Source organism: Paenibacillus sp. P46E, from assembly GCF_001909095.1.
Lineage (GTDB): Bacteria > Bacillota > Bacilli > Paenibacillales > Paenibacillaceae > Paenibacillus_AQ > Paenibacillus_AQ helianthi.
The window spans coordinates 23,913-46,513 of the sequence record NZ_LVYZ01000099.1; the positions used below are offsets into that span (position 1 = coordinate 23,913).

Genomic DNA, 22,601 nt, shown 5'->3' on the forward strand with positions numbered 1-22,601 from the left:
CAGATTCGGGATCTATCGCAGGGGGTAGCCAACCCAATTTTCTTCCCGGTAATGAAGGATATCATAGTATTTGAGGGAAGAGTGGGGTTAAATACAGGCAGGTGCAGAGGATGTTCATGTCTAGACCTTGTGCCCAAAGGAGAATGCAGATGGATTTATCAGAACAGGATTTCAAAAGGATCCGAAATTGGGTGTACCGCAATGCCCGGCCGGTTGACCTGGCGCGATGGAAGTTTCACTTCGAGAAGGGACCAGCAGAGGCTGTGCTGTCTGCCTTATCGGCCTATCAGAATGAGGATGGCGGGTTGGCTTATGCCCTCGAGGCAGATTCGTGGAATCCATGTTCGGCTCCGATTCAGACTGCTAACGCAGTAGAGAAGCTGCTGGAGATACATTGGGAGGATGGATCTCATCCAGTGATTCAAGGGATTCTGAAGTATCTTGACAGTGGAGCTGAGGTGGAGGGGAATGCGTGGAAGAATGTTGTTGAATCAAATAACATTTATCCGCATGCGCCATGGTGGCACACAAGCTCGAATAGCACGGCCCACAGTATGTACAATCCTACAGCCATTCTGGCCGGATTTATTCTGAAGTATGCGGATAGAAGCAGCAGACTCTATCAACGAGGGATGGAGATTGCCAGAGAATTGAGTGTATTTTTCCTCACAGACCCTGGGATTGAGATGCATCCGCTTAAATGTATCGTTACTCTCATCGAGTGTATCTCGGACGCGGGGTTGCAGGAACAATTGCCCTATGCCCGGCTTCAGGCAGCTGCTGTGGAGCAAATTACAGCATTAATTAAGCGGGAAGCCGGGGAGTGGAGCGGCTACAGCTGCAGACCCTCGGTATTCATCCAATCACCGGAGAGCCCGGGGTATGCAGGCAATGCCGCTCTTCTTCATAAGGAGCTGGACTATCTTCTTCAGACAAGAAATGAGGAAGGCGTCTGGAACTTGACCTGGAGTTGGGACGCCTATGAGCGGGAGTTCGCCATCAGCGAAAACTGGTGGAAAACGCATATCGTGATTGAGAATGTGCTGCTGCTGCGCGCGTTTGGCCGTTATTCGCCGTCTTTTAGGAATTCCTGCTCATAAATGGCCCGCACCTTCGCAAGGACAGTGGCGCTGTGTTCAGTGAACTTCAGCTCGGTGATCTGATCCTTCATCAGAAAAACACCGGGCTGCTTGCTGTGCTGACCTAAGGCTGCATTGTACAGTAGTCCGGCACCATGGCGCGGGTGAGGGAAGAAGAGCTTAATGATCGGCTTCAGCCAGAAGGGCAATCCTGATTTTTTGCCGCTTCTGATGGTATTATTACCTCCGGGATCGGCGCTTCGGATCAGGATGCCTTCCGCAGCCAGCTGAGGGGCAAGCTCACGGGTCCAGAGCGAGAGAGCCAGCTTGGAGGCCGCATACGGACCGAAAAGCTTTTTAAATTCAGTGGGATGCTCCAGCAAATCCGGGTTAAATCGCTTCATGGTCATAAATGCATTGGACGAAGTGTTGACTACGGTTTTTAATTGCCCTTTCTGGAGAAGCGCTTTGAGCTCCATGGTAATCAAATACGGCGCTACGGTCTGGAGATCGAAGTGCATTTCACGTCCTTGCCTGGAGTTGCTTAGTTCAGGGAAGCTGCCGCCCGCATTGTTGAACAGCAGATCGATCCTCTGCTCCTTACTTTTAATCTCATTTAAGGCACGTCTCAGCGCGGTGAAGTCACTAAGGTCGGCTTTGTAGATCCGCAGCTTCCCGCTTTTGACGGACTCGGCGATGAATGGATCTTCCATTGGATAGCCCGAACGGATCAAGGCAATAATCTGCCAGCCTTCTGCCAGCATTTTGCGGGTCAATTCAAGTCCTATGCCGTTGTTTGCACCTGTAATCAGTGCTGTTCCTCGATACTGTTGTCCTGTAGTCATTTGTCATTTCTCCTTTGGAGTGAGTCTGCAGGCTGCTGAAATGAGCTGAAGGCCTGCGGTTAATGCGCTCAGTGTATAACTTGGAGCCGACTCCAAGTCAAGCGGAGGATTTTTAAGCAAACTTAAGATTGACTTGGAGCTGACTCCAGGTTATACAATGAATAGAAGACACAGTTCAAAATAACCGCGGAAGGTGATCCTATGAGCGAAGCTGGTGTGAACACTGGCGTTGATGTGCTGCACGGTTATTCCATTAAACAAACCTCGGAGCTTACGGGGATTACAGAGGATACGATACGGTATTATGAGAAGATTGGATTGCTGCCCCGGGCGCAGCGTAAGGGAAACAGCCACCGTATCTACAGCGGCCACGATATTGAGACCATGAAGCTGATCACCTGCCTCAAAAAAACAGGGATGTCATTGGATGAGATGCGCCCTTACCTGGACCTGTCACTGGATTCCAATTTGTCTGAATTTCCGGAACTGCATGAGAGGATATTGAACCATAAGCAGAAAATACTGGATCAGATCGCGTCCTTGCAACAAATTGTAGATCTGATCGACAGCAAAATAGACCAGAACTTTCTTGGGCCGCAGGAATGTGAACTGACCGGAGATCAGAAGAAACTGCCTGTGCGCCGGACAATACGATAATAGACTGTAGGCTCCAGCCCATAGGTTGGGGCTTTTTTCATTGCCGGATCCGGACAGTCTGCTTAGAATGAAAGGAATTCGAAAGACTATGGATTTGGGAGGAGTTACAGATGACACAAATGATTTGCTCTCCGTCAAAATATATTCAGGGGAAAGGCGAGCTTTCGCAGCTTGGACGTTATTGCGCACAGCTCGGAGTGAAAGGAGCCTATGCGATCGTAGATCCCTATATCCTCTCTGTATATGGGCAAGAGGTTGCTGATAGCTTTGAACGTGCGGCTCTCCCTGTGGTTCAGCATGAATTCCGGGGGGAGTGTTCGATGGAGCAAGTAGAACAACTTATTGGCGGACTTGATGCGGGCATTGGTGTGATTGTCGGTATCGGTGGCGGGAAAACTCTGGATACGGCAAAAGCGGTCAGCCACTTCGCGGAGTTGCCTGTGGTCCTCGTGCCAACGGTGGCTTCCACCGATGCACCCTGCAGCGCCCTGTCCGTGCTATACAAGGAGGATGGCCAATTGGACCGTTACCTGCACTTGCAGCGCAGTCCGGATATGGTGGTTGCCGATGTGGATATCATCGCCAAGGCGCCGGCCAGACTGCTCGCTGCCGGAATGGGCGATGCCTTGTCAACCTATTATGAGGCTAGAGCCTGCCGCCGCTCGGGTGCGGTTACTGAGGCCGGAGGAACCGGCTCCATTGCCGCCCTCGCTCTGGCGGGTGCTTGCCGTGACACTCTGCTCGCCTATGGAGCCGAGGCGCTGCAGGATTGCCGGGAAGGTATCGGCTCAGAGGCGGTTGGGCACATTGTCGAAGCCAACATTTATCTCAGCGGCATCGGTTTTGAGAGTGGCGGATTAGCTGCAGCCCACGCCATCCATAATGGGCTTACGGTGCTGGAGGAATGCCGGCATGTGCTGCATGGTGAGAAGGTCGCATTCACGACACTTGTGCAGCTGATACTTGAGCAGGCACCGGAAGAGGAGATCGTGGAGGTCCTTTCATTTTGCCGGATGGCTGGCCTGCCATTGACCTTAAGCCAACTGGGGTTGTCCGGTACTCTGGAGGAGCGACTTATGACTGCTGCTGAAGCGAGCTGTGCGGAAGACAATCCGATGGGGAATATGCCTTTTACTGTGACTCCACAGCAGGTGCTTGATGCTATTCTTGCCGCAGATCGGCGGGGACAGCAGGTCTTGGCTGGGGATTGTTAATAATTGCGAAGCCGTCCTGTACATATTTATCCTTCGGGTTCCAAACAATGAGAACTACGGTTATAGAACTCGAAGGAGGATTCCTTATGAATAAGGGCTATCGTTTGGTTAAACGCACCTTGATGTGTCTTTTTGGGTTAGTAGTTATACTAACCACATTGTGCATTGCTGCACCACCCGCTCAAGGGAAGGACCTTGCACAAGACTCTGGCCGGATGCAGAAACATCCTGGCGTTCTGCTGGCGGAGCCCGTTCCGCCAAGTGGCGGCAGAAGCACACGTGTACAGCCAGCAGAGAACATTTCAGGTCGCAGCCGTGTAGCCATGATCATTGATGATTTTGGCAACGGGATGCGGGGGACGGATGAGATGTTCGCGCTGCCTGTGAAATTCACGGTGGCGGTCATGCCATTCCTCCCGACTTCGGAGAAGGATGCAAGGCGTGCGCATGAGCAGGGCCTGGATGTGCTGGTGCATTTGCCCATGGAGCCGAATAAAGGCAGACCGGAATGGCTGGGGCCAGGAGCCGTCCTGACACGGATGAGCGATACAGAGGTGCGCCAGCGGGTGGAGGCTGCACTGGATAATATTCCGTTTGCCATCGGGATCAACAATCACATGGGTTCCAAAGTGACCGGAGATGAGCGGGTCATGGGCATTATTCTGAGCGTATGCAAGGAGCGTGGCTTGTTCTTTGTCGACAGTCACACCAACTACCGCTCGATTGCCGGAAGGATGGCTAGGGAGATGGGACTTCCTCCGGTGGAGAATCACATTTTTCTGGATGATGTCCATACCTCAGGCCATGTGGCGAAGCAAATGCGGCTTGTGCAGGAAAGGGCGCAGAGTCAAAAATATTGTGTGACGATCGGACATGTCGGCATTCAGGGTAAAGAGACCGCCGCAGGTATCCGCAGCGGTATTGCCGAGTTGAAAGACAGTGTTGAATTTGTAGGCATTTCGGATCTGGTCAAGGTCCAGTGGAAATGGAATTCCAGTCTCACACTTCCATAAGGTAGGCAGCGATGCCGCCCGCGATGGCTTCGGCAATTTCCTCCTGGCCCTTCGGGCTGCAGAGCCTGTCCCGGTCGGCTGCACTGCTAATGAATCCCGCCTCAACGATAACCGTTGTGGCGGTTATTTTGTTGAGCAGATAAAAGGGTTTGCCGGCTCTGGGAGATTCCGATACATCATAGAGCTGGTTCAGCTGATCCTGAATAGACCTGGCCAGCAGGAAGCTGCGGCCCTCCTGGCGGTATAGCACCAATGGCCCATGCTTCGCCGGAGAAGGCGCCCAGTTGATATGAATGCTGACCACAAGGTTCGCAGGCAGGGTCTCAGCCAGCTCCTTGCGCTGAGCCAGATCACGCAAATGCCGGGAGGAGCTGCGAAGCCAGCGGTTCTCATCACTGGGAGCGTAATCCCCGGTCCGGTTCAGAATGGCGTCAAAACCGTCACTGCGCAGCAGCAGGAACAGGCGGCGGGATATCGCCAGCGTAATATCTTTTTCCAGAATGCTGCCATGCGAGGTGCCGCCGTCTACACCCCCATGTCCGGCGTCAATCAGAATGATCCGCTGATCGTGGCCGAGTATTTGTTGGCGTTCCGGCTTCCCGTCTGCTACTGGAGATACAGGAAGCGGTTGTGCTCCCGCAGCCGTTCCTGACAATAACGAGAGCAGAAGTCCTGCAATTACCAGTAGCATCCATAAACACCGTGTTTGTCTCAGGCAGACGATTGCTCTCGGCAGTGTTTTCAAGTGATACGAGCTTCTCAAGTGAATAACCTCCTTGTCTGGGCGGGTCAATGGGATGGACTCTTTGTTAGATTGTGCCATAGCTGTCCAAGCTATACGGATCCAAGTGCAAAGGTTTAGCATGTGGGATTATGGAGCAGACTAGAAAGATGTAATGGACTTCTGAATCAGGGAAACAGGAGGTGATCCGTATGGCTTCCGGGGGAGATGATCTGGTGAAGTACATCACGGAGAAGGTAGTCGTCTATATGGAAGACCCGAAGGCCAGCAGGGAACGGAGAAAGGCTGAAAAGCAGCCCTGGTCGGAAAAATGGTTCGGCATGCTTCCGCTAGGCTGGTCCATATGGCGCAGCAATTGGTCGCGAAACAGTAAGAAATAGAGCAGTACTGACTCGCTTCGCTGTAACGTATCAAGCCCAGAAGGTTCACCATAGACATACACGTTTCAGCCTTATACAGCACATCTTAAGTAAAGAACCTTCCCATGCCTATACTTCAGGCATCGGGAAGGTTCTTTGTGTGTACATATAGACTTGTTAGCACTACCTCATTTAGGGACAGAACCGGCTGATACTACTTCAGAAGTGAAGCCTAGTGCGGCACTGCCGGATGAGGGAAGCTTGTGCAGGGTACCGCTATGCTGTAGCGCCCCAAAGGGGAGATACCGTCTGCCTTCCGGTCCGGAAGCGGCGTACAGGATGCTGGAGCCGGCGCTATCCGTGCTGCTGCCGGAGTCAGCTATCCGCCAGCTCTGGTAACCGGTAATCATAAAGGGAGCCCCCAATGCATCATTTCGGCCTCGGGATTGGAAGGCTAAACTGCCGCCTGAGGCAAGCGTCAGGGCGAGTTTGTCGGTGCTGAGATTGGCCAGTGGCGGTGCCGACAGCCAGATCAAATCGGCATAGGGATCATCCTGCCCCTCCGTCAGGTAGACGGGAAGGGGAGAAAGAGCTGTATCCAGGCTGGATAGGGTGCCGCTTCCGCCAGCTTTGCCATGCAGAACATCATCCGCTTGGCTGGGACTCCAAGGCAGAACCTGTAATATAGATGCATTAATATAGAATGTCTTGCTGCCTATCGTTAATTTCCATACGGGCAGCATTGGAGCATAGAGCGCGTCAAGTTCAAGCTTTCCGGAAAAATAGGAGGGGATAAGTTCCTGCTGCACCAGAAACTGGCGCAGATCCTGCATGCTGTAGGGGAGGCCGTAGCTGCCGGCTCCATACTCACTAAGCACATAACCGCCTTGTTCTGCAGCGGTGATAATCAAATAGCCAATCCGTTGCTCTCCGTTCATCACATTAACCAGCCAGCTATGGGTTCCAGGACCAAGGGGGAAATACTCAGTGCTGGCATGTTTCCAGCCCGTGAAGGGCGGACTGGCCGCCAGCTTGCTAATCGTTAGACTGGCGAAATCCTGCAAGGATTCCGGTGAGGCAACGGGTGTCATCTCAAGTAAAGGCAAATAGGCTTTGGAGACCGCTTGTGTGACGGTCACCCGGGTCCCTGTGGCTGACAGCTCTGCAGGAAATGCAGAGCTTGCTGAGAACAGGATCAGACCCAGACACAGGCAGAGAAGGAGGCGTGCACGGTATCCAAGAGCGTCTTTCTGCCTAGATTTTATCTTCATTGGCGTTCACCTTTCCTAAAATATAAGGATTAATATGTTTCACGCTATAAATCATCCTTCTATTTCTCGCTGAAACGAATACTATCCATAAAAGGATGGTATTCGTTTCCACTTGCCGGAAGTACTGATTGTATTGTAGTGGACAAGCTCTGAAAAGGCTGTTGCTTGCTGTCCGCGGCGGTGCGGGAATTCCGCTGTTTTTTTGCCTGCTTTTAGCGAGCCGGGTCGCATCTTATGTGCTCCGCAGATGGAACAAGCCGTAGGTGACGGCAGAAACTGCAATCTGCGGCTCATACTGCCAGGCTGTCTCCTTGCGGCGGCGGTTGTACTGCTCCAGAATCACCAGCCGTTTCTCCTCATCCTGCTCCTTAAGCAGCTCCTCATAATAGATGTCTACAATGCTCAGCTCCAGCCGCAGCCGTTCACGCGCTTCCTCGGCCCAGGTGTAGTCCAGCAGAGCCAGCTTAGAAGTAAGATAGCCCTCCAGCTTGTCGGCTCCGGCAGTAAGGCTCAGTCCATAGGGCTCTATGTGAATGTTTTCGGGCAAGCGCGGCGTCAATTCACGTGACCCCAGCTTTGCTTCGAAGTCCGGGACAATCAGCCCGGAGGTGAGCGAGACGCCGATGAAATGCAGCTCCTCCCGCTTCAGGTCACAGCTCATTTCCACTTTGTAACAGACAGCGAGCCAAGGCTCATAGGCTGCCGAGAACAAGGTCATCCGCTGTCTGCTTCCCGGATCCTCGAAGAGCTGCAGACATTTGCCTTCCTCCCGGGCGGCTGACCAGATCTGCCCCAGCCGCTTGCTGCCGTAGGTGACGTCCTCGCGTCTGATCATGCCGGGACCGATCCGGGGGAGCGGCGGAACGAACCCGAAGAAGCGGGCAAGGATGCTGTCCTGCGAATCAGCAGAGACCCCCGGCGGTGCCGCTCCGGCTAGGGGCCCGCCTGTAGTATAGCTGCCGGCGTCCGCCCCGGCTTCCATCCCGGCCGCGCCAGCTCCGGCCGGCAGTCCAGCCGCGGCTGTGCGGTCCCCCGCTCCGCTCGGCTGTCTGGAGGGCGGGGCCGCCTGAGCGGCTGCCGCCAAATGATCGTATTTCTCCGGTTCGAAGACGAAGGTGAACGACAGCGTTTCCGGCGGGGCGCCCGTCCGCTCGACGAACCCCCAATAGTAAGGCCGGTCTGTGAGCATCCGGTCCGCGCGCGGCGAGAGCTTCACCGTCACATGCAGTGGCGACACTTCGATAACCGAGCACTCTGTGGCCTCCAGATAATCCATGACTTGCTTGCGTACTTCTTGTGGCGTGAGTGTCATGCCCCAGCCTCGCTTTCGTCCCGTACCCCGTGTGTCAGCTCGCTCAGCGATTCGCCGATATGGTCCAGTCCGCTGCGCAGCTCCTCGTCGCTGCGTGCTTCGAGCATGATCTTGTACAGGCTTTTCTCCAAAGATTCCTTCTTCTCAAAACGTTCCAGAATAACATCCAGTCCGCCGATGACCATCTCAAACATATTGATCTTTTCATGCAGCAGATGGAGGATATGCTCCTCAATGGTGCCTTCCGTCGAAAGATTGTAGATCACCACATCATTCTCCTGTCCCAGCCGATGTACACGGCCAATCCGCTGCTCCACCCGCATCGGATTCCAGGGCAGATCGAAATTGATCATATGGTGGCAGAATTGCAGGTTGATGCCTTCGCCGCCGGCTTCGGTGGCAATCATCACCTGGGCGCGGCCGCGGAAGAGATCCATCATCCAGTCTTTTTTCCCCCGGTTCATACCGCCGGAATAGGTTACGCACTGGAGACCGTGATCGCGGAAGTACTGGAGCAGATACTCCTGAGTAGCCCGATATTCGGTAAAAACAATCACCTTTTCGTTCATCCCCCGGATCAGCTCCATGGTTTTCTCGGCTTTGGTGTTCGTCTTGACGGTCCGCAGGGTCTGGAGCAGCTCCATCATCCGCTCGCGTTTTGGCGAGTCGGCCGGGAGCTTTTTGATCAGGTTGACCAGGGTGATAAATACGGCATCCCGGCTGCTGCACACCTCGCGCTGAAGCGTAACCAGGGAGAGCATGCTGCTGAGACTGCCGCCCGCTTCCTGATACTGGTCTTTGACAAAGGCAGTAACCCCGTCATATAATACTTTCTCCTCCGGTGAGAGCGTGAGCGGAATATTGCGCACTTTGCGCTTCGTGAAGTTGACCGGACCTTCGCCGCGGCGGTTGCGGATCATGACCTTGGATAACTCGCCCCGCAGCTGAACCTCATTCTTCGGCTGGCGCTTGTCGACCACGAAATTAGTGGCGAAGTCCCCCTGATTGCCGAGCTGTCCCGGCTTCAGCAGCGTGATCAGATTGAACAACTCACCCAGATCATTCTGAACCGGCGTGGCGGTGAGCAGGAGACAATATTTTTTGCGCAGCTGCTGGACGAAGAGATAATTAGTTGATTTCTTGTTCTTGAGTTTATGGGCTTCGTCAATAATCAGCATGTCGTATTCATGATTCAGCAATATTTCCTTATGCGGATCCCGCTTGGCGGTATCCATAGAGGCGACTACAATAGAGTTATCCCAGGAGTAGGCTTTCTTCTGGGCTACTGCAGAGATGCCGAATTTGGTGTTCAGCTCGCGTACCCATTGAAGCACTAGTGATGCAGGAACGAGAATGAGGACCCTAGTCACAAGCCCCCGTACCAGATATTCCTTGAGCACGAGCCCGGCTTCAATCGTCTTGCCAAGCCCTACCTCATCGGCGAGGATGGCGCGCCCGGACATTTGGAATAGTACCTTGTGAGCGGTATCGAGCTGGTGGGGGAGCGGGGAGAGCCCGGACAGATGCTTCATACACTGCAGCTCATCAAAGCTGGTTACAAGCCCGGATTTCTCTCCTTCAATGGCGAGCCGGGATAGTCTCCAATTGCCCCAAGGTCCGCCCTTCTCCAGACTTGACTCTAATTCATCCAGCCATTTTCGCTCGAATGACAGAGGTACAGGCAGCACACTTTCGTTGGTCGGGTTCTCTTCCGGTAATGGATTACGGAATAATTGCGTCATGTTGCAGCCTCCTCCGGCGCTTGGTTCATATCGGAATGTGTAGCAGTAGTATGCTCTTAAAAGAAAGGTTTCATAACCTGCTATTTTCGGTCCGATGTTGTAAAATAGCGAGCAAGAGGGAGTAAATGTGCCATCTTTTGCCGAAATTTCGCTGAGAGGCTCCTATTTTCGAAAAAGACCTTCCACACAATATGTGGTATAGTTGAAAAGCTGACTGACACAATATATTGTTACAAATGCTTGAAATTTTGATTACACCGGGCGATTTTCGGTTATTTTTTATTGACAAGAGGATCTTTCTGCGTCCAAGCCGGGTGCAGTCACAATCCGCCGAGTTCCGGTTGGAATATGAGGATTATACCGCTCCGTAAGGCTTGCCGATCCTTATATTTCTCGCTGAAACGGATTCCGTCCCTTTAAAAGGACAGCGAAGCCGTTTCCATTTGGAGAGTTTTACATATCACAATATCCGGGAGGTTTTTCTATTGAGTACAGTGGAACGCAAACAGCGTCTTGAAGGTCTGAGCGAAAAAATATTTTTGGACCGTTATGCCTGGAAGGATGCAGACAACAACAATGCCAAGGTAGGCGATGTTGTGCTTGTGCTGACAAAAGACGATCCGAAGTTCCCTACCAAGGAAGTCGGAGAAATTGTTGAACGGAACGGCCGTACGGTAACCGTAAAAACGCGCAGTGGAGAGCTCGTACAATCAGATGTGGAGAAGCTTACACTTAACATAGAGAAGACCCCGGAAGAAATGTGGGACCGGCTCGCATCCGCTATGGCTTCAGTAGAGAAAACCCCTGAGCTTCAGGAAGAATGGACAGGCAAATTCCGGTCTATTCTGGATGACTGGAAGCTTGTTCCGGGCGGACGCATTGCAGCAGGTGCCGGGGCAAGTGAAGAACTGACCCTGTTCAACTGTTATGTCGTCCCTTCGCCAAAAGACAGCCGTGGGGGCATTATGCAGACGCTGTCCGAAATGACTGAGATCATGGCACGCGGCGGCGGTGTAGGCATCAACCTGTCCTCGCTTCGCCCGCGCCGCGCTATCGTAAGAGGCGTCAATGGCTCATCCAGCGGCTCCGTATCCTGGGGCGGATTGTTCAGCTACACCACTGGACTAATTGAACAAGGCGGAAGCCGCCGCGGTGCGCTGATGCTGATGATCAATGACTGGCACCCTGATGTGGTTGATTTCATTACCGTGAAGCAGACGATGGGTCAGGTGACGAACGCCAACCTGTCGGTATGCGTGAGCAATGCTTTTATGAAAGCAGTGAAGGAAGATCTGGACTGGGAGCTGGTATTCCCGGATACGACAGATCCGGATTACGATACCATCTGGGACGGCGATCTGGATAAATGGAAGGCCGACGGCCGGGCCGTGATTCCTTACCGCACAGTCAAGGCGCGTGAGGTATGGCACACCATTATTGAATCGGCATGGAAATCGGCGGAGCCGGGTGTTGTATTCATGGAGTACTACAACCAGATGTCCAACAGCTGGTATTTCAACCCGATCATCTGCACCAATCCATGCGGCGAGCAGGGTCTGCCGGGCTGGGGCGTATGCAATCTTTCCGCCATTAACCTCTCCAAGTTCTATGACGCGGAGAATCATGATGTAGATTGGGCCGATCTGGCGACAACCACCCGTTATTCTGTCCGTTTTCTGGACAATGTTATCGACAAGACTCCTTATCACTTCCCGGAAAATGAAGCGAACCAGAAGCTGGAACGCCGTGTAGGTCTGGGCACCATGGGTCTGGCCGAGCTGATGATCAAGCTGAACATCCGTTATGGCAGCCCGGAATCCCTGGAGTTCCTGGACAAGCTCTACGGTTTCATGGCACGCGAAGCTTACCTGGCCTCGTCCGGAATTGCCGGCGAGAAGGGTTCGTTCCAGGCCTTTGACACTGAGAAATATCTGCTCAGCGGATTCATGAAAAACATCACCGAAACCTATCCTGAAGTCGGTGAATCCATCCGCAAGCACGGCATGCGCAATGTTACCGTGATCACCCAGGCACCTACTGGCAGCACGGGTACCATGGTAGGTACATCGACCGGCATTGAGCCGTATTTCGCCTTCAAATATTTCCGTCAGAGCCGTCTCGGCTACGACGAGCAGTTCGTGCCGATTGCCCAGGAATGGCTGGAAGCCCATCCGGGTGAAGAGCTTCCTGACTACTTCGTAACCTCGATGGATCTGTCAGCGAAGGATCATATCCGCGCACAGGCGGCGATCCAGCGCTGGGTGGACAGTTCGATCTCCAAGACGGCGAACTGCCCGTCCGACTTCACCGTTGAGGAAACGGCAGAATTGTACGAAATGGCCTTCGATTTAGGTTGCAAAGGCGTAACGATTTACCGTGATGGCAGCCGTGACGTACAGATTCTGGAAACGTCGAAGAAGGAAGACAAGAAGGAAACTCCGGCAGCGGAAGCCGCAGCTCCAGCCGCTGAACCTGCTGCACCGGCTGTAACAGCCAGCGCAGTTGTAGCGGCAGCTCCAGCACCGCAAGCCAGCACCGCAGGCAGCGGAGACAAACAATACAAAAAACGCCCGCAGGTCCTGCGCGGCGCTACCTATAAGATCAACACGCCATTCGGTATGGCGTATATCACCATTAACGACCTGGATGGCATTCCGGCCGAAATCTTCCTGAATGTCGGCAAGGCCGGCTCCGACGTCTTCGCCATGGCTGAAGCGCTGGGCCGTGTCTGCTCGCTGTTCCTCCGCTACGGCGACCATGGTGAGAAGGTTGAGCTGCTGATTAAGCATCTCAAAGGCATCGGCGGCTCCGGCGCCATCGGCTTCGGCGCGAACCGTGTCGAGTCCATCGCCGACGCAGTAGCCAAAGCTCTGGAAACCCATGTGCAGAACAACGCCCATGAAGACGATGTGCCTGCTCCAATCGCGGCTACTCTGGAGCTTGATTTCAATGAAGCTTTGAATGCAGAATTGAACTCAAGCTTGCCAGCGGCGGCCTCCACGGATGACGGTCACGGCGGCCACGGTGCACATAGCCACGCCACCGCCTCCCGTGACCTCTGCCCATCCTGCGGCAGCGCCTCGCTGATTAACATCGAAGGATGTAAGACCTGCAGCAATTGCGGATATAGCCGGTGCGGGTAAGGATAACTGAAGGACAGCATAATGGAAATGTGTGAGGGATCACAAAAGCTGCGATAAGTGGCTCATGGATGTTGAATATATGTTCTTTCATGGTGAATAAAAATACACGTTTAAATGACTTTTGCAATTAAATGATATTTATTTGTGAAAACCTGTTTTGTATTTAAACAGCATGCTGCTATATTAGCTGCATGCTGTTTTTTTGTGAGGAGACAAAAATAAAGTCACTTTAAAATATAAGCCCTTAACTGAGTGTATTTTTACACAGATATAACCATAATGACAATCCAAGCACAAGCAGCAGTAAACACCGACTTTTTCAAGGTGCTGAATGAACGTTATTCCGTACGCCAGTATGATCCAAGCTTCAAAATTCCGCAAGAAGAGCTGCAAGAAATATTGGAGCTGGCTCAGGTTGTGGACTCTTCTGCAGTAATCGTAATTCTGGGTGATATGGAAATGTACAAGAAATCAGAACAAATAAACCAGCTGGCTGTAGACGCAGGCTACATGAGTGCTGAACTCGCAAAGCAATTTACTGATGCTACCGTCGAGCTGTACAGTTCGACATGGAAAGAAAGACAGCATGAGGTTGCCGTATTTGATGCAGGTCTTGTAGCTATGCAAATTATGCTTATTGCAAAAGCAAAAGGCTATGGAACAGTGCCAATGACCGGCTACGATCGCGAGAAGCTCAAAGAGTTCCTGAATATTCCGGCGAACCTTGCACCAACTATTATTATGCCGATTGGTAAAGCAGCAGTAGAAGGTCATCCTTCTGCCCGTCTTCCGATTAGTGATATTACGTTCTGGAACCATTTGTAATTCAGATTATTACCTTTCAGCAGCCTCGATTGTGAGGCTGCTTTTTCGATTGAGAGCGGGGCTGTGGAAATAAGTGTTGACATGCCGTAAACCGAATACTTCATTCCCGATCTTTGGGTGGGTTAATGTGCGCAGAACATGTATCACCTCTTAAATATTGCTGCTATGGGTTCACTAAATGAACAAATCCATGTGTCTGCTTTTCCTGCAATCAGCATAAATATGGGTAGACTTTTTGCTGAAGGGCCGCTAAAGATAGCTACTCAGTTCTATGCAACCGCAACGAAGTCGTTTATTTTACTAGTCAAATTATGCAATTCGACTAAATGGTAGACAGAAGAAAGAGAATCTTTTTCGAAAAAAATGTCTTCATAATAACTAGTACTGAAAGGCAGTAACCTTCGATAGCGCAAGGCTGGCCTCAACGATCCAGCCCTATTTTTGCTGGAGGCACAGGATCAAGCGTTATGCAGCTACTAGAAAACTAAATAAGATTAGGTCGTCTGAGGGGGCACTAGACAAACGGATCAGTGGAGGGATCTTCATGCTGATCCTATTTTTTTGTAAATTATCATATAATAGTGTATTTCTGTACACAATAAAACAACGATTTGGTCAATAAAAAACTGTGTTTTTGATCTTATTTTGAACGTTCAATGGTGATAATCTAAGCTTGTAAACATTATGAAAGGGCTTCAATTTATAAATTGCACTAAGTTAGGCGAGGTTATACATCCGGTTTGAGTAAAGGAAGGCGGGGGAGTTATGGGGAAAGATTACACACAATTAGCGAAACAAATTGAAGAAAAAGTTGGGGGTGCCAACAACGTTGAAAGCTTGGTGCATTGTATGACCCGGCTACGTTTCAAATTACACGATAGCACTAAATTTGATAAATCTGGTTTAGAGCAAACTGATGGCGTTATCAAAGTACTGATTGCCAGCAATCAGCATCAGGTTGTCATTGGCCCTCATGTTGGGGAAGTGATGAAATCATTCGAACAAGTGACAGGCAGAGTCTTCAAAGACGATGAAGAGCAGGGGGAAAGTGAAAGTGCGGACCGGGTAGCAGCATCACCCCCTCCTGAGGAGAAAAAGAAAAATGTATTTACTAGAGCCGTAAATCTCTACATTGATGTAGTTTCAAGTATATTCATGCCAATAATGGGTGCGCTGGCCGGCGCTGCACTGCTGAAAGCATTTGTAATTATGGCTACTACCTTCGGATGGTTGTCGACGGAAAGTACGACATACACCATTTTGTATGCTATTGGGGATGCGTTCTTCTACTTCCTGCCGTTCTACCTTGCCACCTCGGCAGCGGAGAAATTTAAAGCCAATAAATATGTAGCCGGTATCATTGCAGGAACAATGCTTTACCCGTCCATCATGGCCCTTCAAGGTGGAGATGTAGAATTTTTCGGGATTCCAGTTGTAATGATTAACTATTCATCGTCTGTTCTCCCAATCTTAGTAGCTGTTTACGGACAGAGTAAATTAGAAGCGCTATTAAAGAAATTTGTACCCAAGTCTGTCCAATTTTTCCTTAATCCATTCTTTACTTTAGTCATTGTTGTACCTCTTTCTTTGATTGTAATTGGACCTATTACGAGCGAGATCAGTAACGTAATTGCTAAAGGTTTAGTGGGATTAATCGATATATCTCCAGCCCTTACAGCTTTTGTTTTCGGATGCTTATGGCAAGTAATGATTATGTTTGGGTTGCATTGGGGGCTTCTGCCAATCGTCATGAACAACATTTCGATCTACGGTGGTGACGTGCTTTTACCACTTGTTACCGGGGCAACCTTCTCGATGGCAGGGGCAGTACTAGCAGTATGGATCAAAACGAAAATACCTTCCATTAAACAACTGGCTGGTCCGGCGTTTGTTACAGCACTGATAGGTGGCGTTACAGAACCGGCGATATATGGTATTGCGCTGAAATACAAGAGACCATTCGTTATCTCTTGTCTGGCTACTGGCATAAGCGGCATCGCCATGGCATTTGGAAAGGTGATGTGGCCTTCCATTATGAGCATTAATATTCTGACATTACCAGCCCTTTATGCTATCGGAGGAGTACCTGTACTATTAAATGCCGTAATTGCTTTCGGCCTAGGCCTGGTATTAACTTATCTGTTTGGATTTAAGGATTCGATGGTAAAAGAATAGTCATGATTCAAAGGAGGGACATGCATGTTAGATGATTCCCGGAATGCTTTATTGCAAATGTGTAAAGAACAAGAAGACAAATATAAGTTTGAAGAGATCACACAACAGGATATTTGTCAGCTGGGTGAGTATTTGAAGGGAATAAGCCTTCAATTAGACAGGCCAGTAGCTATTGAAGCGGCTTTGGGTAATTTTGTTGTATTCCGGTTTTATCCTGAAGGAAGAGGAATCCATGAGGAAACCTGGATTGCCGGCAAGAGAAATACGGTAATGGCCTTCGGATTAAGCAGTAAGCATATGATGCTCAAAATGCTGGGCAAGGGACTAACACAATCTCATACCTTTGCTGCTCTGGATCCGGGGAAATTTGCGCTAAGCGGTGGCGGGTTTCCTTTGAAATTAAAGAATGGACTGCTGGTAGGTTCTATATGTGCATCCGGACTTAGGGATGATGATGATCACAACGTTTTAATACAAGCATTGGATAAGTTCTTTCAATCTAAATAGTACGAAAGTTAAGTACAAATCTATATGAAAGAACATCTGTATTTTACAGCTGTTCTTTCATATATTAACAAAGGAGGTAGAGCTTTGACATCATTCCAACAAGTAAAGACAGCTGTTATTGGCTGCGGAAAGATAAGCGGAATCTATTTGGAGAATATGATCAATAAGTTCGAGATTCTGGATGTAGTTGCTTGTGGTGAAATTGATGCGGCAAGGGCTCAAGCAAGAGCACAAGAATTTGGTATCAAGGGAGTTTCTGTGGATGAGCTGTTGAAGGATCCCGAAATTGAATTAGTTGTGAACCTGACGCCTGCGGCAGCTCACTATACAGTTATCAAGCAGTCTTTAGAAGCAGGGAAAAATGTTTACACTGAGAAGATTGTGACACCTTATTTGAATGAGGCTCTTGAATTACAACAGCTTGCCCAAAAACAAAATTTGAGACTTGGATGTGCGCCGGACACCTTTCTCGGAGCTGCTATTCAAACTGCCCGTAAGGTAGTTGACCGCGGCGGAATCGGGAAAGTGGTTTCTACTCATGCAGCCGTAAATCGTGATATGGGATTCCTGTATGCACCAGGGACATTCCAGACGAAAGTAGGCGGCGGAATTGGCTTTGATGTAGGAATCTACTATATTACAGCACTGCTTAGCATTCTCGGTCCTATTGAAAAGATAAGCGGATTCGCAGACCATACAGATCCTCAATATACGGTTGGAAATCCGGCATCACCTTACTTTGGCCAAACCTTTTCGGTTGAAAATGAGAATGTTATGGTAGCAAGCATGAAGTATAAAAATGGCGTTTATGGAACGATGAATTTCAATGCGAATAGCATTTGGCCGCAGGTACCGATGTTAACGATTTATGGTACAGAAGGCATTCTGCAATTGGCTGATCCAGATCGTTTCGGCGGTAAAGTCCTGTTACAGAAAAAAGGAATGTCAGAATCGATTGAAGTACCGAATAGCTTCGGGTACGGTGAAAATTCAAGAGGGCTTGGCGTTGCAGAAATGGCATGGGCAATGAGAAAAGGCAGACCACACCGCGCAAGTATTGAGATGGCCAGTCATGCTGTTGAAATCTTGAATGGTGTCGTGAAATCTGCAGAAACAGGCGTCGTACAGACGATGGAAACAGAGTTTGAGGTTCTGCCTGCATTGCCGGAAGGCTACATTGATAATTATTTTGGAAAGAGTCAAGAGGGCGCTCTAATCTTGTAATCATTACTTAATTAAATGATGAACGGATGGATTATATATGAAAGTTTTAAGTCTTGCGCATGCGGGTATGAAAGTGAAAGATATGGATAAATCGTTAGCATTTTATTGTGACGGTTTAGGCTTTAAACGTAAATTTACGCTCTACAGGGATGAATCGGATAAGTTGCCCTGGATCGAATATCTTGAGTTTGGGGATCAACAGTTTGTTGAATTGTTCTATAGCTACGAAGAAAGAAAAGAGCATCCTAATCTTAAGGAATATTACTCTCTGTATCATATTGCATTGGTCGTTGACGATATTCATGAGGCAGCCGCACAATTTAAAGAAAAAGGTATTCATATGAAAACCGATCTGGTACTGGGACCTGATCATACCTGGCAGTTATGGATTGTTGATCCTGACGGTAATGAAATTGAGATTATGCAATATACCGAGAAGTCGTTCCAGCTGGTTGGGAAATAAAGCTTACAATAAGGGAGAATTTGCATGCTTTTTGGACGTAAGAAGAAAGAAACATTCGATGAAGTCGTTGTTGCTGCGCCGGTTAAGGGGAAGGTTATTCCATTGGAGCAAGTAGATGACGAAGCTTTCTCCAGTAGGTCTATGGGAGAAGGCATAGCAATTCTACCCGAAGAAGGTAAAGTATTCGCACCATTTGACGGAACTGTAGCCTATATAATGGAAAAGAGTAAACATGCCATCGTATTGGAACATAAGAGTGGTGCCCAAGTGTTGATTCATGTCGGTATGAACACCGTTTCCTTAAAAGGGAAGGGATTTATCCTTCATGTAGCCACTGGTGACAAAATTAAACAAGGCCAGCTCTTAATTCAGTTTGATATTCAGCTTATCGAACAAGAGGGTTATCCCATCGTGACACCTGTCGTAGTACCTGTTGGGCAAGATTTAGTAAAACAAGTAGCCATTGTTGCAGAGAACGATCAACTGGCAGGCTTGAAGAATGAAGTGTTTGTTATAAAGCTGAATTCCTAGAATAAAAACGGACCGCATAAGGAATGTTCCTTGTGCGGTCCGTTTTCCGGTTTAACTAACTGCTCCGGTACTCTTTAGGTGAGCAGCCACAGATGGAGTTGAACTTCTTGTAGAAGAAGCTAACATTTTCATAGCCCACATAATTGGCGACCTCAATGACAGTCATCTTACTGTTTATGAGCAATGTTTTGGCAAAGCGTATTTTTTGCTGATGCAGCAAGGTAATGAAGGACATCCCTGTATATTTTTTCAACTGTGAGGACAGGTAATTAGCGTTAATATTAAAGTGAACAGCAGTAGAGTTCAACGTGCAGGTTTGGTAATGGTCTTCGATATATCGAAGAATGGGAATAATAGGACTTTTCTTGAACTGTTTGCTATCCTTGGTCGTGTCACTCTCATAAACATGGATAAGCTCCATCATAATTAAGGAAAACATGGAGTCCAGCATGTCCGCAGAATGTGCAGAAGGGTCAAACCATTCACAGAAAAACTCATTCATAAATAGCGGCAGTCTCCTGCTATTTTCTGATCGGATAAGAATAAAGCTATCATGGTCGTTACCTTCGGTAATGGAGTTGATAAAGAAGCTTGAAAGCGGACTGTCTGATGCAAGCCTGTTAAAAAAGCTGCTGTTAAAATACTCCTTGGTGATAATAATATTAATGAGAATATCAGATTCGCCAAGCGGCTCAATAGTATGCACGGTGTCTGAATCAACAAGCAGAACCTGTCCCTTTTGCAGGGAGTAGGTATTATTATTGATGATTTGGGTGCAGGAGCCATCGTACATATAATTAATTTCGATCCAGTCATGAATATGCAGCGGGTAGGATTGAAAGCGCGAATGCTTTTTGACTAAAATGTTAGGAGAGCTTGTGAAAAGATCCGAAAATTGTTTGAATAGTAATTTGCCGACCCGTTTTCTCTCCTTAAACATATAAATGAACTCAGGCGGATTTGGAGAAGGAATTCCTTGACGATATAATTCTTCATGCTTTGTAATGACACGCAACTTCTTGTCCAACTGCTTCGGGTTCATGTCTGCTAGTCTCCTTTCAGCAGATTTAACGTTCTTCATTATAACATGGACCAGCGAGAGAAATGTCACAGTTATGGAGCGGATCCAATAAAAAAGTACGACTGTTGTCCAGCCGTACCGTTCAAATGTTACTTCATGAATGTAAAAGCGGCTGTCAACACATCTTCGGAGTTACTTCCGATGTATACCTCAAAACGGCCTTCTTCTGCTTCATATCTCATGTCCTTGGTATAGAACTTTAGCATGTCCTCCGTGATTTTAAAATATACCTTTCTTTGTTCACCTGCTTGCAAATGTATTTTTTGAAACCCGCGCAATTCCTTCACAGGTCTAACTACACTGCCGACGAGGTCACGAATGTAGAGCTGGATAACCTCATAACCGCTTCGTTCACTCCCGTTATGAACCTCGACCTCTGCCTCCAGATGCTGTCCTGACTGCAGAACAGAGCTGCTCAGCAGCAGATTAGCGTATTCCGTTTTATGATAGGATAGGCCATATCCAAAAGGATATAAGGGCTCATTCGGAATATCTAAATACCGTGAAGTGAACCGCATGCTATGGGTAGAGGTCCTTGACGGCCGCCCAGTGTTGAAACTGTTATAATATACGGGAATCTGTCCTACAGCATAGGGAAAACTCATCGTTAATCTGCCCGATGGATTGGCATCACCCAATAACAAGTCTGCAATTGCATGTCCACCTTCTGTGCCGGGATACCAGCATTCCAGGATGGCATCGACCTTATCCTTGATGTCTGTAAGAACTAAAGGGCGGCCATTAAATAGTAAGAGTACGGATGACTTCACATAAGGAAGCACTTCATCCATGAAGTCAGTCTGATTGGAAGGCAGACTCAGATCGCTTCGGCTTCCTGCTTCTCCGCTTTGCAGTGTATGCTCACCCATGGCGAAAATAACAGTGTCCGCCCATTTAGCAAGCTCAATCGCTTGCTGAAGCTCCTGGTTCTTGGCTTTCTGTGTTGTCAATGTAGATTCATCCAGCTTAAAGAATCCAAAATCCCCTAAACCTTCATGGCTGTCCAGCAGGTTGCAGCCTTGCGTCATTTGGAACCGCTCAGGAGGAAGAACCTCCTCAAATGCAGCTTTTAACGTAACCACCTGACTTTTATCGCCATATACGGCCCAAAGTCCACTCAAATCCTGACTGTCCGCATACGGTCCAATGAGTGCAATTTTCTTGTTTTTTGATAACGGTAAAGCTGACTTATTATTTTGCAGTAAAACTAAAGAATGGATGGCTGCATTGCGGGCAAGCGCCTTTCGCTCAGGAGTATGGCTTAACTCTTGTTCCCTTGTAATACTTGCACCCCGGTATGGATCTTCAAACAAGCCCAGTTTATTCTTCAGCTTCAATACCCGAAGCACGGCATCGTCGAGCTTCTTCATGCTTAATCGGCCTTCTTCAAGTAAAGGCTTAAGCTGATTGGAGTAGCACGCGGTTTTCATGTCGATATCGACACTTGCTTCCATAGAAAGCCTTGCTGCTTCCTTGTCGTCCTCTGCTACACCATGGGCAATCAGCTCTGAAATGGCTGCATAATCCGTAATCAGTACACCACTAAAGCCCCATTCCTTGCGCAGCACATCATCCATTAACCACTGATTTCCCGTAGCAGGAATTCCATCTACCGTATTAAAGGCTGTCATAACGAGCTCACAACCTGCATCAATTGCGGCTTTGTAAGGGGGTAAATAGTCTTCACGCAGTCTTCGTTCTGACATGTCGACTGTATTGTAATCACGCCCGCCTTCAGGAGCGCCATACGCTGCATAGTGCTTCACACAAGAAGCAAGGCTTGCGCCCGGTGTAAAATCACCTTGGAAGCCTTCTACCATTGCTTTAGCAAAGACGCTGTTCAAGTAAGTATCTTCACCTGTAGATTCCATACAACGTCCCCATCTCGGATCGCGAACCACATCCACCATTGGTGCAAAGGTAACATGTGCTCCTGCCGCACACGACTCCTCCGCAGTCATCGTATTACAGTTCTTCACCATCTCCGGGTTCCAACTGCTTCCCATCGCCAACGGAATAGGAAATACCGTTTTGTATCCATATACTATATCTGCCATAAATAACAATGGGATTTTATGTCTGCTCTTTTCAAGATAGTTGCTTTGAATTTGTATGACCTTTTCTGCGCCTAGCACATTTAAGACCGAACCTGTATACTGCACCATGTTCCCGTCGATTCCAAGCTTCTGCATAGGCCCGACTGCCATTGCACCAGTGTTGAAAAATTCACCGGAAAGCTGAACGAGCTGCCCGATCTTTTCCTCAATAGAAAGTGTCTCTAGTAAGTGTAATATTTGTTTTTCTTCCATACTACTTACCTCGTATCTTTAGTTTTTTTATAGAATGTTTATGGCATAAATCGAAGTTTAATTGGACATAGTTAGATTTTAACTTCAATGTTTGCGTTATCATAATAAC

Annotated in this window: 19 protein-coding genes; 12 read left to right on the plus strand and 7 right to left on the minus strand. The window is 48.9% G+C overall.

What is annotated here, in order from left to right:
* Positions 1–149 precede the first annotated feature (149 nt).
* Entirely contained in the window at positions 150–1,100 is a 951-nt protein-coding gene (locus tag A3849_RS30200) for a hypothetical protein (RefSeq protein ID WP_074114761.1), read from the plus strand.
* On the opposite strand, the gene A3849_RS30205 is transcribed toward A3849_RS30200, so the two are convergent.
* Positions 1,067–1,924 carry an SDR family NAD(P)-dependent oxidoreductase gene (locus A3849_RS30205; protein WP_074114762.1) on the minus strand — a complete coding sequence of 286 codons (858 nt, stop codon included), beginning with the start codon at positions 1,922–1,924 and terminating at the stop codon, positions 1,067–1,069. The genes A3849_RS30200 and A3849_RS30205 overlap by 34 nt on opposite strands.
* A 201-nt stretch (positions 1,925–2,125) precedes the next feature.
* Between A3849_RS30205 and A3849_RS30210 the strand changes: the two genes are divergently transcribed.
* The 3 genes from A3849_RS30210 to A3849_RS30220 all read left to right on the plus strand — a co-directional run bounded on the left by A3849_RS30210 (position 2,126) and on the right by A3849_RS30220 (position 4,808).
* Positions 2,126–2,581, plus strand: coding sequence for a MerR family transcriptional regulator (locus A3849_RS30210; protein ID WP_074114763.1), 456 nt, complete (start codon positions 2,126–2,128; stop codon positions 2,579–2,581).
* Between the two features lie 110 nt (positions 2,582–2,691).
* Positions 2,692–3,795 (plus strand): glycerol dehydrogenase, encoded by a 1,104-nt coding sequence (locus tag A3849_RS30215; protein ID WP_074114764.1) that lies wholly within the window; start codon positions 2,692–2,694, stop codon positions 3,793–3,795.
* Positions 3,796–3,881: 86 nt separating this feature from the next.
* Positions 3,882–4,808 carry a divergent polysaccharide deacetylase family protein gene (locus A3849_RS30220; protein WP_074114765.1) on the plus strand — a complete coding sequence of 309 codons (927 nt, stop codon included), beginning with the start codon at positions 3,882–3,884 and terminating at the stop codon, positions 4,806–4,808.
* Here A3849_RS30220 and A3849_RS30225 read toward each other — a convergent pair.
* Positions 4,795–5,571, minus strand: a complete 777-nt coding sequence (locus A3849_RS30225) for an N-acetylmuramoyl-L-alanine amidase (RefSeq protein WP_074114766.1) — start codon at positions 5,569–5,571, stop codon at positions 4,795–4,797. The two genes, A3849_RS30220 and A3849_RS30225, sit on opposite strands and share 14 nt — an antisense overlap.
* A 170-nt stretch (positions 5,572–5,741) precedes the next feature.
* Between A3849_RS30225 and A3849_RS30230 the strand changes: the two genes are divergently transcribed.
* Positions 5,742–5,930, plus strand: coding sequence for a YqzE family protein (locus A3849_RS30230; protein ID WP_074085117.1), 189 nt, complete (start codon positions 5,742–5,744; stop codon positions 5,928–5,930).
* A 167-nt stretch (positions 5,931–6,097) separates the two neighbouring features.
* Here A3849_RS30230 and A3849_RS30235 read toward each other — a convergent pair whose 3' ends face one another.
* The 3 genes from A3849_RS30235 to A3849_RS30245 all read right to left on the minus strand — a co-directional run bounded on the left by A3849_RS30235 (position 6,098) and on the right by A3849_RS30245 (position 10,234).
* On the minus strand, positions 6,098–7,180 hold the full coding sequence (locus tag A3849_RS30235; protein WP_074114767.1) for a hypothetical protein: 1,083 nt from the start codon (positions 7,178–7,180) through the stop codon (positions 6,098–6,100).
* Between the two features lie 232 nt (positions 7,181–7,412).
* Positions 7,413–8,492 (minus strand): YqhG family protein, encoded by a 1,080-nt coding sequence (locus tag A3849_RS30240; RefSeq protein WP_074114768.1) that lies wholly within the window; start codon positions 8,490–8,492, stop codon positions 7,413–7,415.
* Positions 8,489–10,234: a DEAD/DEAH box helicase gene (locus tag A3849_RS30245; protein ID WP_074114769.1), complete on the minus strand. Its 1,746-nt coding sequence runs from the start codon at positions 10,232–10,234 to the stop codon at positions 8,489–8,491. Before A3849_RS30245 ends, A3849_RS30240 begins: the two co-directional genes overlap by 4 nt.
* 485 nt (positions 10,235–10,719) lie before the next feature.
* On the opposite strand from A3849_RS30245, the gene A3849_RS30250 reads away from it, so the two are divergent.
* From A3849_RS30250 to A3849_RS30280, 7 genes are all read left to right on the plus strand, one after another.
* Complete coding sequence (locus A3849_RS30250) at positions 10,720–13,377, plus strand: adenosylcobalamin-dependent ribonucleoside-diphosphate reductase (protein ID WP_074114770.1); 2,658 nt, start codon at positions 10,720–10,722, stop codon at positions 13,375–13,377.
* A 279-nt stretch (positions 13,378–13,656) separates the two neighbouring features.
* Positions 13,657–14,202, plus strand: a complete 546-nt coding sequence (locus A3849_RS30255; RefSeq protein ID WP_074114771.1) for a nitroreductase family protein — start codon at positions 13,657–13,659, stop codon at positions 14,200–14,202.
* 765 nt (positions 14,203–14,967) lie between these two features.
* A complete protein-coding gene (locus A3849_RS30260) occupies positions 14,968–16,377 on the plus strand; it encodes a PTS transporter subunit EIIC (RefSeq protein WP_074114772.1) in 1,410 nt (469 codons plus the stop codon).
* A gap of 24 nt (positions 16,378–16,401) precedes the next feature.
* Positions 16,402–16,884: a heme-binding protein gene (locus A3849_RS30265; RefSeq protein WP_074114773.1), complete on the plus strand. Its 483-nt coding sequence runs from the start codon at positions 16,402–16,404 to the stop codon at positions 16,882–16,884.
* 84 nt (positions 16,885–16,968) lie between these two features.
* Positions 16,969–18,108 carry a Gfo/Idh/MocA family protein gene (locus A3849_RS30270; RefSeq protein ID WP_074114774.1) on the plus strand — a complete coding sequence of 380 codons (1,140 nt, stop codon included), beginning with the start codon at positions 16,969–16,971 and terminating at the stop codon, positions 18,106–18,108.
* Between the two features lie 37 nt (positions 18,109–18,145).
* Positions 18,146–18,571 (plus strand): VOC family protein, encoded by a 426-nt coding sequence (locus A3849_RS30275; RefSeq protein WP_074114775.1) that lies wholly within the window; start codon positions 18,146–18,148, stop codon positions 18,569–18,571.
* A gap of 24 nt (positions 18,572–18,595) precedes the next feature.
* Positions 18,596–19,102, plus strand: coding sequence for a PTS sugar transporter subunit IIA (locus A3849_RS30280; RefSeq protein ID WP_074114776.1), 507 nt, complete (start codon positions 18,596–18,598; stop codon positions 19,100–19,102).
* 55 nt (positions 19,103–19,157) lie between these two features.
* Here the strand turns inward: A3849_RS30280 and A3849_RS30285 are convergent, their stop codons facing one another.
* A complete protein-coding gene (locus tag A3849_RS30285) occupies positions 19,158–20,144 on the minus strand; it encodes an AraC family transcriptional regulator (protein WP_074114777.1) in 987 nt (328 codons plus the stop codon).
* Positions 20,145–20,272: 128 nt separating this feature from the next.
* A complete protein-coding gene (gene bglX, locus A3849_RS30290; RefSeq protein WP_074114778.1) occupies positions 20,273–22,492 on the minus strand; it encodes a beta-glucosidase BglX in 2,220 nt (739 codons plus the stop codon).
* Between the last annotated feature and the right edge of the window lie 109 nt (positions 22,493–22,601).

Coding starts and splice junctions, on each gene's coding strand:
- A3849_RS30205 (WP_074114762.1), bottom strand. CDS start 1,924: ATGACTACAGGACAACAGTATCGAGGAACAGCACTGATTACAGGTGCA.
- A3849_RS30280 (WP_074114776.1), top strand. CDS start 18,596: ATGCTTTTTGGACGTAAGAAGAAAGAAACATTCGATGAAGTCGTTGTT.
- A3849_RS30200 (WP_074114761.1), top strand. CDS start 150: ATGGATTTATCAGAACAGGATTTCAAAAGGATCCGAAATTGGGTGTAC.
- A3849_RS30275 (WP_074114775.1), top strand. CDS start 18,146: ATGAAAGTTTTAAGTCTTGCGCATGCGGGTATGAAAGTGAAAGATATG.
- A3849_RS30255 (WP_074114771.1), top strand. CDS start 13,657: ATGACAATCCAAGCACAAGCAGCAGTAAACACCGACTTTTTCAAGGTG.
- A3849_RS30235 (WP_074114767.1), bottom strand. CDS start 7,180: ATGAAGATAAAATCTAGGCAGAAAGACGCTCTTGGATACCGTGCACGC.
- A3849_RS30220 (WP_074114765.1), top strand. CDS start 3,882: ATGAATAAGGGCTATCGTTTGGTTAAACGCACCTTGATGTGTCTTTTT.
- A3849_RS30265 (WP_074114773.1), top strand. CDS start 16,402: ATGTTAGATGATTCCCGGAATGCTTTATTGCAAATGTGTAAAGAACAA.
- A3849_RS30285 (WP_074114777.1), bottom strand. CDS start 20,144: ATGAACCCGAAGCAGTTGGACAAGAAGTTGCGTGTCATTACAAAGCAT.
- A3849_RS30210 (WP_074114763.1), top strand. CDS start 2,126: ATGAGCGAAGCTGGTGTGAACACTGGCGTTGATGTGCTGCACGGTTAT.
- A3849_RS30230 (WP_074085117.1), top strand. CDS start 5,742: ATGGCTTCCGGGGGAGATGATCTGGTGAAGTACATCACGGAGAAGGTA.
- A3849_RS30240 (WP_074114768.1), bottom strand. CDS start 8,492: ATGACACTCACGCCACAAGAAGTACGCAAGCAAGTCATGGATTATCTG.
- bglX (WP_074114778.1), bottom strand. CDS start 22,492: ATGGAAGAAAAACAAATATTACACTTACTAGAGACACTTTCTATTGAG.
- A3849_RS30245 (WP_074114769.1), bottom strand. CDS start 10,234: ATGACGCAATTATTCCGTAATCCATTACCGGAAGAGAACCCGACCAAC.
- A3849_RS30215 (WP_074114764.1), top strand. CDS start 2,692: ATGACACAAATGATTTGCTCTCCGTCAAAATATATTCAGGGGAAAGGC.
- A3849_RS30260 (WP_074114772.1), top strand. CDS start 14,968: ATGGGGAAAGATTACACACAATTAGCGAAACAAATTGAAGAAAAAGTT.